The following is an 11,608-nucleotide window of genomic DNA, read 5'->3' as shown; positions in this document are numbered from 1 at the left end:
GCGGGCTATGTTGAGATTTCCTAATCGCAGTCATCTAGCAGGAAGCCTTGTCATGCAGCATCAAACCGACGACGTTCGTATCAGTGAAATCAAAGAGTTATTACCCCCGGTTGCGGTGCTTGAGAAGTTTCCGGCTACCGAGGTTGCCTCGTCCACCGTTTTTGAATCCCGTCAGGCCATTCACAATATTCTGGCCGGCGAAGATGAGCGTCTGCTGGTGGTGATTGGTCCTTGCTCCATCCATGATCCGGTCGCCGCGCTGGAGTACGGCAAGCGCCTCAAGGCGTTGCGCGACGAGCTGAAAGGTCAGTTGGAGATCGTGATGCGGGTCTACTTCGAAAAACCGCGCACCACAGTGGGCTGGAAGGGGCTGATCAACGATCCGTACCTCGACAACAGCTGCAAGATCAACGACGGTCTGCGCATTGGTCGCAAGCTGTTGCTGGATCTCAACGACATGGGGCTGCCAACTGCCTCCGAGTTCCTCGACATGATCACCCCGCAATATGTGGCGGATCTGATGAGCTGGGGCGCTATCGGTGCCCGTACTACCGAATCCCAGGTACACCGCGAGCTGGCCTCCGGTCTCTCCTGTCCGGTGGGCTTCAAGAACGGCACTGACGGCACTATCAAGGTGGCCATCGATGCCATTGGCGCTGCCAGTGCGCCGCACCACTTCCTGTCGGTCACCAAATACGGTCACTCCGCCATCGTGGCGACCCGCGGCAACCCGGACTGTCACATCATTCTGCGTGGTGGTCGTGAGCCGAACTACAGCGCGGCCCATGTCAGCGAAGTTGTGAAGGGGCTGGAGAAGGCCGGTCTGCCCCAGAAGGTGATGATCGACTTTAGTCACGCCAACAGCAGCAAACAGTTCAAGAACCAGATGGTGGTGGCCGAAGACGTAGCCGGTCAGCTGCGTGCCGGCAGCAAGGCGGTGTTTGGTGTGATGGTGGAGAGCCATCTGGTAGAAGGCCGTCAGGATCTGGTGGAAGGGTGTGAACTCACCGTCGGCCAGAGCATCACCGATGCCTGCATCGGTTGGGCCGATACCGAAGTGCTGCTGCGCAATCTGGCGGATGCCGTCGCAACCCGTAACGCCCGTTAAAGCTATCCTGGCGGCGCTGTTAATAGTCAGCGCGCCGCTGGAGTAGCAACGCGGCCGTTCGGCCAAATCGAATCCATAAAGCAAAAGCGCGACCCTCGGGTCGCGCTTTTTCATATGTGAAGCGGATTACCAACGGTAGGTTTTCAGCAGCGCCTCCAGTTTCTGGCACTGCTCTACCAGCTGAATGCTGGCGAGGTTGGCGGCGTGCGCCTGACCCAGGGTGTCGTTGGAGGTGTTGCGAATGTCGCTCACCGAGCTGTCTACCTCATGGCAAACCCTGTCCTGCTCTTCGGCCGACTGGGCCATCTGGGCGTTGAGGTCATTGATGCGGGCGATGCGCTCGATGATGTTCTGCATGGCTGCCAAGGTCGCTTCGGTCTTGCTGATGCTCTCATCGGCTTTGCTTTTTGCATCCCCGATCACCGTAACTGCGCTCTGGGCCTCATTTTGCAGGGTGGCGATCATCTGGGAGATCTCTTCGCTGGCGGCGCGGCTGCGGTTGGAGAGGGCCCGCACTTCATCGGCTACTACCGCAAAGCCACGGCCTTGCTCACCTGCCCGGGCTGCTTCAATCGCAGCGTTGAGGGCCAGCAGGTTGGTCTGATCGGCAATCCCCTTGATCACCTCGAGCACACCGTCAACCGCAAGACAGCGGCTGTCGAGTTGCTGGATCACCTGATCCACCCGATCGATCTCTGCCGACATCTCGCCCATATCAGTGATGGAGTGCTGGGCGAGGCGGCTGGTATCGGCGGCATCCTGATTGGTGAGGGCGGAGAGCTCGGCGCTGTGGCGGGCATGCTCGCGCACTTCATGAGAGCTGGCGGCCAGCTCGCTGACGGCGGCAGCAACCTGGGTGGTCATCCCCTCTTGCTGGCGGGCCGAGTTTTCGGTCTGGGTCGCCACCTGACGGATCTGGTTCGACTCCTGATAGAGCTGGTGGGTTGCCCCTTCCACCTCCTGCAGACTGTGGCGGAAGCCCTGCACCATGTCATTGACGGCGCGGGTCATCTGGCCCAGTTCATCCCGGCTGTGATTGACCAGGGGGAGGGCGAGGTCGCGCTCTTTGGCCATCCGGATCATGGTGAGTTGCAGCTGGCGCAGAGGGTGTTTCACGTAGCGTTGCAATACCCACCAGAGCAAGCCGAAGCCGAGGCTGAAGACGGCGGCCAGGCTGCCGCTCAGGATCAGGTTGTTGTGGCGGATCTCGCCGAAGGTGTGGCTGAGGTCATAACTGATCCGCACTGCCCCCATCACGGTTCCTTCATTGACCTGGTGGCAGGTGAGGCATTGGGTGCCGCGATACTCCTTGTAAGCTTTGAACGGTTTGATCAGGGTGAGCCGGTTGCCCTGCTGCTCCAGGATGGCTTCGCCCTGATTGATGGCACGCTCATCGAGGGGATCCTGCGCTTTCTGATCCGGGTGGCCCGGGCCAAACAGGTTGCTGACGGCTGGCGCGCGCACTAGGCGGGCCTCAACGATGCCCGCTTCACTCTTGAGTTTGGTCTGCACTATCTGCCGGTTGGCCATGCCACCTGTCATCATCAGCACGTTCACCTGATCCATATAGGTGTTGGCCATACTCTCAACTTTCTCCTCTGCCAGCCGGATGGCGAGATCCCGTTGCAGCCAGGCGGAGAGTTCGAAGCAGAGGCCAAAGGTGGTGCTGATGACCAGCGCAAGAGGGAGGAATATTTTCCAGTTCAAGGAGAGGTTATGCATTTTGGGCAAGTTCCATGCGCTTGGTGTTGTTATGTGATCCCGTATCATCTTGATCGTAGACGAAGAAACGGCGGGAGATGGTTCTCTATCGGCACACGATAACCACTCTTGAGTAAATAATCTGTTAAGCAGATCGGTAATGCAGGTTGCCAAAATGCCTTTCGGGAGAGGGGCTGCTCCTCGGGTTGATCCAGAACAAATTGCCAGTAACGATAATCGTTATCATTGTCATTATTTGCTGATAATAGTGACCATCATGAATCTGACCTCTTCCATGACCGGTATTGCCACGCCGGATCCCCTCAAGTTTGCTTTTAGCGCCAAGACCTCGGCTCACGCCAGTCGGGGAGGGATGCGCCCTTTCCCGCTGGATGAGGCTGGCTGGCAGAGCTGGTGGCAGCGAGAGAGTGAAGCAGAGGAGCGAGCCCTCTACATCCACATTCCGTTTTGCCGAAAGCGCTGCAGCTTCTGCAATTTCTTTGAAAATGGCGCCAATCCGGCGCGGATCAACCGCTATGTCAACGCCTTGTGCGCCTCCCTTGCGCAGGCGGCTGACACCCCGCTGGCGCAGAGCATGCCATTTTCAGCCGTCTATGTGGGGGGCGGTACGCCGACCGACATGAGCGCCGACGAGCTGGCCATGCTGGCCGCCGTGATCCGCCGTTTCCCATTGGCGGCCGATGCCGAGGTGACGCTGGAGGGGCGTCTCAACGGCTTTAATGATGAGAAATGGCAGGTTGCGCTGGCGGGGGGCTTCAACCGCTTCTCATTCGGGGTGCAAAGCTTTGATACCCGGGTGCGTCAGCAGGCGGCCCGTTTCGATGACAGGGAGACCTTGCTGACCCGTCTGGGTGAGCTGACCCGGGATGATGCGGCTGTGATCGTGGCGGATCTCATCTTTGGTCTGCCCGGTCAGGATGATGCCGTGTGGCAGCAGGATATCCGCGATGTGATGGCAAGCGGGGTAGACGGGGTCGATCTCTACCAGCTCATCGCCATGCAGGGCACCAATCTGGAGCGGGCGCAGGAGAAGGGCACTCTGGATTGGCTCGCCGATGGCCAGCAGCGGGCGGCCATGTATGCCTATGGCGGAGCGCAACTGGAAGCCCACGGCTGGGAGCGTCTCTCTTGCAGTCACTGGCGGCGCAGCACGGCCGAGCAGAGTCGTTATAACCAGATGGCCAAGCGCGGTGCCGAGATCCTCCCCTTTGGCGCCGGTGCAGGAGGCAACATTCTTGGCCATGGCTTGATGTATGGACGGGATCTGGCCCCCTGGCACGACGCGCTGGCCAGTGGCAAGCGGGCGCCCGGGATGGTGATGGGGCGCAATCACAATGCAAGGATGGACGGTCTGCTGCGTGGCGCCCTCGACAGCGGTGTGCTGGCGCTGGATCGTCTGCCAGCGCCTTTGCTGACCCATCTGATGCCGCTTTTTTCCGCCTGGCAGCAGCACGGGCTGGCCGAGATCGAGAGCACACGGTTGCAACTCACCCTCGCCGGACGCTTCTGGAACGTCAATATGCAGGCTGGCTTGTTCGAGTTCTTGCAGCACAATCCGCTCGATGGTTCAGCGCCGCCCAGCCATGGTACCGCCGCGGTGCGCCATTCGCTGGTTTGAGCCCGAGCGGAGCATTTGCACGGAGCACTTGCATGGCTCCGAGCGATCCATAACAAAAGAGGGAGCCTTGCAGGCTCCCTCTTTTGGCTTGGCAGTTAGCGTCGCGCGAGCTTACTCGTCGCTGCTCTCCTGATAGCTGTCACGCTGCGCCTTGGGCAGGCGGCGCATTGGCGCAAAGCCGATATCCTCGCCCACCACTTCCCGCTTGCGGGCCGGTGCAGTTTTTTTGCTGGCGTCACCCTTGGCTTTGCCCTTGCCCGCGGCTGGCTTGCCCTTGGCATTGCTGCTCTTGGCGTTAGCATGACCGCGAGCCCGAGGCGGGTTCTGCACCGGCTTGCTGCCGGGCAGAGTCTGGCGACTCGGCTTGCCGCTGGGCTCATACCCTTCCAGGATCTCCACGGACAGGGATTGGCCGATCAGGGCTTCGATAGCCTTGAGCTGACCCAGCTCGTCCTGGCTGACCAGCGAGATGGCCTCGCCGCCACGACCGGCACGGCCGGTACGGCCGATACGGTGGATGTAATCCTCCGCCATCTGGGGCAGTTCAAAGTTGATCACGTAGGGCAGTTGATCGATATCGAGACCGCGGGCGGCGATATCGGTCGCCACTAGCACCCGCACCTCGCCACTGCGAAAATCGGCCAGCGCCCGGTTGCGGGCACCCTGGCTCTTGTCACCGTGGATCGCCACGGTATTGAGACCATCTTTTTGCATCTGCTGGGCGAGGCGGTCGGCGATCTGCTTGGTGCGAACAAACACCAGCACCCGCTGCCAGTTGCCACGGCCAATCATGTGGGATAGCAGCTCGCGGCGGCGTTCCCGATCCACCTGAATGATGCGCTGGGTCACCTGCTCGGCGGCAGTATTGCTGGGGTCCACCTCGATGAGTGTGGGGTCGTTCAGCAGATCGTCCGCCAGCGCCTTGATGTCGTTTGAGAAGGTGGCAGAGAAGAGCAGGGTTTGCCGCTCTGCAGGCAGCGCCTTCATGATGCGGCGGATGTCGACGATAAAGCCCATGTCGAGCATGCGATCCGCTTCATCCAGCACCAGCACTTCCAGCTGGCTCAGGGTCAGGGCGCCCTGGGTCAGCAGATCCAGCAGACGGCCCGGGGTGGCGACCAGAATGTCTACCCCCAGCTTGATGGCGTCCAGATTGGGCTTGATGCTGACACCGCCATAGGCGATCAGCGTCTTGAACGGTAGGTGGTGGGCATACTTGATGATGCTCTCGCCCACCTGTGCCGCCAGTTCGCGGGTCGGGGTCAGTACCAGTGCGCGCACCTGACGACGGCCACGACCGTGGTTGGCCAGCAGACGCTGCAACATCGGCAGGGTGAAACCGGCCGTTTTGCCTGTGCCTGTCTGAGCGCCGCCGAGCACATCCTGACCGGCCAGAATGGCCGGAATCGCTTGCTGCTGGATGGGGGTTGGCTGTTCGTAACCCAGCTCCTTGACGGCCCGCAGAATATGCGGAGACAGACCCAGTTCGTTGAATGACATGTTCGAGAGAAACTCCTGAGATGAGCCTTTGGCTCAACGGGCAGCCAGCGTGTTGGGGCCAGCCACGATATGGAAAAGATAGTGGGGCCGTAATATAGCAAAAGAGCGGCCGCTGCGCAGTAGCTGTCGCACCGGCCGCCATACAATCGTTCAACGCAGTGGCGTAAAACGGTGCGGGAGCATCAGAGCATCTCGCGGATCTGCTCGGCCAGACTCTCCGGTTTGGCCTGGGGGGCGAAACGCTCTACCACATTGCCATCGCGGTCGATCAGGAACTTGGTGAAGTTCCATTTGACGTTTTCCAGCCCAAGAAAGCCCGGTTTCTGTTGCTTGAGCCACTGGTAGAAGGGGTGGGCATGCTCACCGTTGACATCGCACTTGGCCATGATGGGGAAGGTGACCGGATAGTCGAGGGAGCAGAAGCGGGCGATCTCGTCCGCATCCCCCGGCTCCTGCTGACCAAACTGGTTGCAGGGGAAGCCCAAAATCACCAGCCCCTTGGGGCCTAGCTCCCGATAGAGCGTTTCCAGCCCTTCATATTGGGGAGTAAAGCCGCAGCGACTGGCCACATTGACCACCAGCACCACCTTGCCCGCCAGCTGAGTCAGCGGGTAGGGGGTACCATCCAGTCGTTGCAAAGCGAGATCGGGCAGAGGCATATGAAGATCCTTTCGTGGGTGATGCGCGGGTTGTGCCGTGAGTAGTTCGGTCGGTGACAGAGACAAGCGCCGGATGAACAGCAACATGGCGATGCGGCTACGGTATCGGCTGGCTCTTGGCTCCGCAAGGAGGCCGCGGCGCCTCCTCGTCCCGATTGCAAGGGCCATCACAGTTTCGACAGCCAATACGCTCTTTGGCAGGGCAGGAGCACAACTGGCGACAAAAATGCGGGGAGGCGGGCAGCAACTCGCGTATTGATGTTGGGACTTCTCAAGAGAAGCAAACCGGTTTGTGACTTTGCCGGTAAGTCGCTAAAAAGCGCCCTCTCTCCACTCATTGTGAGCCAATCTTGGACTATCAAGCTGCCATGGATGCCATTTACACCCGGGGATGGGTGATAGTGGATGATTTTTTGACCGCCGCCGAGGTGGATGCCCTCAAAGCCTGTTTGCCAGGCGAATGGCAACCGGCCGGGATCGGCCGTGACGCCCTGCACCAGGGCAATCCCGATATTCGCCGTGACCAGATCCACTGGCTGGAGCCCTCCCTCGGTGCGCCGGTGACTGACTACCTCGCCCGAATGGAGTCCCTGCGTCTTGCCGCCAACCGGATGCTGATGCTGGGATTGTTCGACTACGAGGCCCACTTCGCCCGCTATCGCAGCGGGGATTTTTACGCCACCCATCGGGATGCCTTTGCCGGTCGCTCCAACCGCCGTCTTACCACCGTGTTTTACCTCAACAACGACTGGCTGCCCGAAGCGGGTGGAGTGCTGCGCATGTATGACGACAAGGAGCAGTTTCTGATGGATGTCAGCCCCAAGGGGGGGCGGCTGGTCATGTTTCTCTCCGAGGAGTTTCCCCACGAGGTGCTGCCTGCCAATCGTGAGCGCTACAGCATTGCCGGCTGGTTTCGGGTCAATGGCAACGGCATGGGAAGGGTCGATCCCCCGCGCTGAGGGGCAATGTGTCCCGATTTTGACACAGGGGAGACTTTTCACTGCAAGAAGTGGGGTCATGGGTCTCCCATCAGCTGACAAGGGTTGAGCTCCCTTGCTACACTGGCGCGCACTTATGTTCGTATCTGGCTTCGTCCGGTTTTTATGGTGGTTGGCTTATCAAATGGTCATGACGAGGCCGCTTTTCCCAAGGGATCACATCTAATGAAGAACATGCATGTCTTGCTGCTGTGCGGCGGCGGTGGCTCCGAGCACGAAGTTTCTCTGCGCAGCGCCAATTTCCTCGAAAAACAACTCGCTCTCCTGCCCGGCGTCGAAGTGACCCGTGTCGAGATGTTTGCCGACCGCTGGCTCAGCGCCGATGGTCGCGAGTGCAAACTGGGGCTCGACAAGCTGCTCTCGTTTGACAGCGTGGCCCGTCCGGTAGACTACGTGGTGCCCTGCATCCACGGTTACCCGGGCGAGACCGGCGATCTGCAATCCTTCCTCGAGCTGGCTGGCCTGCCCTATCTGGGCTGTGACGCTGAAGCGAGCAAGATCTGCTTCAACAAGATCAGCACCAAGCTGTGGCTCTCCGCCATCGGTATCCCCAACACCCCTTATCTGTTCCTGACCGAACAGGGCGATGCGGCTCTGGCTGAGGCGAAAGCGGCGCTGGCCAAGTGGGGTAAGGTCTTTATCAAGGCCGCCTCCCAGGGCTCTTCCGTTGGCTGCTACTCCGCCAGCAACGAAGCGGATCTGGTGAAGGGCATTGCCGATGCCTTCGGTTACTCCGAGCAGGTATTGATTGAGAAGGCGGTCAAGCCGCGCGAGCTGGAAGTGGCGGTTTACCAGTACGGTGACGAGCTGGTGGCCACCTATCCGGGCGAGATCTGCGTGCCGCAGGACAAGTTCTACACCTATGAAGAGAAGTACAGCAGCGCCAGCCATACCGAAACGGCACTGCGTGCCGAGGGGCTGACCCAGGCGCAGGCCGATGCGATCCACGAGTATGCCCTCAAGGCGTTCCGTCAGCTGAAGCTGACCCATCTCTCGCGCATCGACTTCTTCCTGACCGAGGAGGGGGAGATCCTGCTGAATGAAATCAACACCTTCCCGGGCATGACCTCCATCTCCATGTTCCCGAAACTGCTGGAGCATCACGGTCACCGCTTCGCCGACTACCTTGAGCAGATCCTGCGCAAGGCCAGCTAAGCGGGTCGCTCTCGCTGACGGGCGTTGATACCGTTCCAATAAAAATCCCCGCCAATTGGCGGGGATTTTTTTATGTCTTTATCAAGCGGGATAGGCCTGCCTGAGGGATAAACAGGCGGGGAGGGGATGACTCTTCCCCGCCTGTTGCTACCTGTGGGTGTTACCGGCGGTTAGCCGCGAGCCACCCGAAAGCGCACGCTGCGGGAGTGGCACGGCGCCAGCTCGCCAAACTCGCCAGCGGCCAGTTCAAGGGGCTGGGGCTGTTCGTCCATCCGCACCGCTTGCCAGTCGCTCAGGGCGTGTTCGCTGCTCATTTTGCCACCCTCCAGTACCGCCTGCTCGCTCGGGTTATAGACCCGGATCACCAGCGCCTCTTCATCTTCGGCTTTCTTTAGGGCGCTCAGCACCGGACCGGAGGGATCCATGGTGAGCAGACTGAAGTGGAGCGGGGTGGTGAAGCTCGCCTTGTTGAGCTTCATGGCATCGAACGGGATCTTGTTGTAGCAGCGCACCGGGGTGAGGTAGCTGCGCGCCGCCTGCATCACGTTGGCGCTGATGTGATCGCCAGCAAACGCCAGCAGGCTGAAACGGCAGCTGAGTTTGCCACGCACCTGGGAGTCCGGGGTGGGCAGCTTGATGCCGGAGGGGCGACCCGGGCGTAGCAGCAGCTCCTCTTTACCGAGTACGCCGACCCCGCGCAGCAGGGTGAGCGCCAGGGTGTCGCACTGCTCACCGATCACTTCAAACTCGCGCAGACCGTCGCTCAGCACCGCCAGCCCCTGCTTGCCATCTTGCAGGGCGACGAAGTTCATCAGCTGCCAGACCGGAATGGGTGCCTCTTTCCACCCCTCCGCTTCCCAGTTCGCCATGGCGCTGTCGCGGGTGGGGCGGGTGATGCAGCCAAACTGGTTGTCAGAGACCACAGTGTCGCTCGGGAAGGGGGTGGGGATCAGCACCCGCACCCGGTGATCATCGGCCTGATTGTCGAGCTCCAACTCGATGTCGATGCGTGGGCTCTGGTGCGCCAGGGTGATGCGGCAGGTGACATCGAGGTGGCCGCTGCACTGGCGGTTGGCCCGCTCGGCGAGGTTGGCCGGCAAGGCCATACGCAGTTTGAGAGTGGCGATGCTCTGCCATGCCTGATGGGTAACCTCGCGAGTCACGGCAAACTCGGTGGAGTAGCGCAGCCACTCTTCGCGCGACGGCGAGTAGTCATACTCGTCGCCATCATCGGAGCCCTCTTCGAGAGTGAGCACCTGATCGAAGGTGGTGCCGCGCAGCTTGTCCAGGATCTGCAGGGTGCCGTTGTCATTGAGGGCGATGCGATAAAAATCGTTCTCCAGCAGATCGCCGCTGGCCGTCACCGGCTGCTCCACTCCCGGCTGGTTGCCCTCGATATGGAGGGTGCAGTAGCCCATGGCAGGCAGCGGATGGCAGAGCTGGATGTCGTACTCCATAAAGGGGTCGTAGTTGCCGTAGTGAACGATCTGTCGGTCTACCAGACCCGGATCAATCTCGCGTCTGGCGCGGATGAAGTAGGGGACCGGTTGGCCCGCCTTATCGCGCAGGGCAAAGGATTGGGCACGAATGCGGATGCTGGTGTTGATCACCTCCTGACGGGGGAAGGGCATCAGGTTGAAGAGGCAGAGCTTGTCGGCCACCTGCACGCCGTCTTCGCAGAGCGCCACCGGCATGTTGTCGACAATCTTGCGCATGTAGAAGCGGATCAGGTTCTCGGCCATGTCGTCGGCCAGAATGAAGCGGGTCATCACCTCCTGATGCACCTTGTCGCTACAGCAGCAGCCGATGCTGTCGTGGGCGTGGTTCTTCATGATCTCCTTCCACATCTTCTCCAACAGCCCATGGTGGTACTCGAAGCCGAGTGCCCAGGCGATGCTCGCCAGCGGCTCGAGGATGTTGACGATCTTGTTCTCGATGGCGGCGTGGGCCAGCTTGATGTCCATCCGGGTGGAGGAGATGGTGCGGTGTACCCGCATGTATTTGCCGTCGTTGAACTCCCCCTTGAGGGTGGCCAGCTGGTCGCGGCATTCTTCAATGCGCTCGAAGACCTGCTCGAAGCGGCTCATGTGGAATTCACGCTGGGGGTAGATCTCCTGCAGCTTGTCGATGATGGCGAAGATGTTCTGCTGCAGCGGCATCTGGTCGTGGCCGTTGGGCAGCAGGATATCCTTGGTCACCGAGGCCTTCTCTAGCACCTCGAAGTAGGATTCGAGCCGCTTGCGCAGGCCCGCCTCATCTTCCGGCAGGTACTTGCCGATGGCGTAGCCAAGCGGCAGCACCTGGGCGGTCACCTCGCTGCCGTCGTTGCTCTGCCAGAGGAACTCGGTCTTGTCGGTACCGTGGCGCTCGGAGCAGCCGCGCCAGAACATGGCCCGATCGATCCCGAAGCCGTTGAAGATGTGGGGCAGTTGGGAAGACATGCCGAACGAGTCGGGCAGGTAACCGATCTTCATCGGCTCGCCAAGGCTAAGGCAGTCGCGCATCCCGTAGAGCAGGTTGCGCAGGATGGACTCGCCGCTCACCTGCATGGTGTCGGTCTGGGTGTACCAGGGGCCGATGATGAGCTTGCCCGATTCCACCAGCGCCTTCACCCGGGCCTTGTTCTCGGGCTGGATGGCGAAGTAATCCTCCAGCACCGCGGTCTGGCCGTCCAGCACATAGAACTTGTAGTCGGGGTCGGATTCGAGACGGGCCAGGATCTCCGCCATGTTGTTGACCAGCAGGATGCGGGACTCCTCGGTGGTGAAGTACCACTCCCGATCCCAGTGCATGTGCGGCGTGATGTGAACTCGTGAAACTGTCATGACAATGATCCTTTGCTGACGCA

Annotated in this window: 8 protein-coding genes; 4 read left to right on the top strand and 4 right to left on the bottom strand. The window is 60.5% G+C overall.

From position 1 onward, the window contains the following. Positions 1 to 52: 52 nt before the first annotated feature. A complete protein-coding gene (gene aroG, locus ACTG2B_RS11965; protein WP_227096384.1) occupies positions 53 to 1,108 on the top strand; it encodes a 3-deoxy-7-phosphoheptulonate synthase AroG in 1,056 nt (351 codons plus the stop codon). A gap of 126 nt (positions 1,109 to 1,234) precedes the next feature. Here aroG and ACTG2B_RS11960 read toward each other — a convergent pair whose 3' ends face one another. Continuing rightward, a complete protein-coding gene (locus ACTG2B_RS11960; RefSeq protein ID WP_181269884.1) occupies positions 1,235 to 2,830 on the bottom strand; it encodes a methyl-accepting chemotaxis protein in 1,596 nt (531 codons plus the stop codon). Between the two features lie 256 nt (positions 2,831 to 3,086). On the opposite strand from ACTG2B_RS11960, the gene hutW reads away from it, so the two are divergent. Continuing rightward, positions 3,087 to 4,448 carry a heme anaerobic degradation radical SAM methyltransferase ChuW/HutW gene (hutW, locus tag ACTG2B_RS11955; RefSeq protein WP_439995921.1) on the top strand — a complete coding sequence of 454 codons (1,362 nt, stop codon included), beginning with the start codon at positions 3,087 to 3,089 and terminating at the stop codon, positions 4,446 to 4,448. Between the two features lie 111 nt (positions 4,449 to 4,559). Here hutW and ACTG2B_RS11950 read toward each other — a convergent pair whose 3' ends face one another. Next, positions 4,560 to 5,948, bottom strand: coding sequence for a DEAD/DEAH box helicase (locus tag ACTG2B_RS11950; RefSeq protein ID WP_005351275.1), 1,389 nt, complete (start codon positions 5,946 to 5,948; stop codon positions 4,560 to 4,562). Positions 5,949 to 6,130: 182 nt separating this feature from the next. Next, positions 6,131 to 6,607, bottom strand: coding sequence for a glutathione peroxidase (locus ACTG2B_RS11945; RefSeq protein WP_123173224.1), 477 nt, complete (start codon positions 6,605 to 6,607; stop codon positions 6,131 to 6,133). 350 nt (positions 6,608 to 6,957) lie between these two features. On the opposite strand from ACTG2B_RS11945, the gene ACTG2B_RS11940 reads away from it, so the two are divergent. Both ACTG2B_RS11940 and ACTG2B_RS11935 read left to right on the top strand, forming a co-directional pair. Then, positions 6,958 to 7,566 (top strand): 2OG-Fe(II) oxygenase, encoded by a 609-nt coding sequence (locus ACTG2B_RS11940; RefSeq protein WP_439995918.1) that lies wholly within the window; start codon positions 6,958 to 6,960, stop codon positions 7,564 to 7,566. Between the two features lie 204 nt (positions 7,567 to 7,770). Next, on the top strand, positions 7,771 to 8,760 hold the full coding sequence (locus ACTG2B_RS11935) for a D-alanine--D-alanine ligase (protein ID WP_439995917.1): 990 nt from the start codon (positions 7,771 to 7,773) through the stop codon (positions 8,758 to 8,760). Positions 8,761 to 8,930: 170 nt separating this feature from the next. On the opposite strand, the gene mngB is transcribed toward ACTG2B_RS11935, so the two are convergent. After that, positions 8,931 to 11,585 (bottom strand): mannosylglycerate hydrolase, encoded by a 2,655-nt coding sequence (gene mngB, locus ACTG2B_RS11930; protein WP_439995915.1) that lies wholly within the window; start codon positions 11,583 to 11,585, stop codon positions 8,931 to 8,933. Positions 11,586 to 11,608: the final 23 nt, after the last annotated feature.

Origin of the sequence: Aeromonas sp. 30P, from assembly GCF_051919805.1 — a bacterium.
Taxonomy (GTDB): Bacteria; Pseudomonadota; Gammaproteobacteria; order Enterobacterales; family Aeromonadaceae; genus Aeromonas; species Aeromonas veronii.
This window is presented reverse-complemented; position numbering and strand designations above follow the sequence as displayed.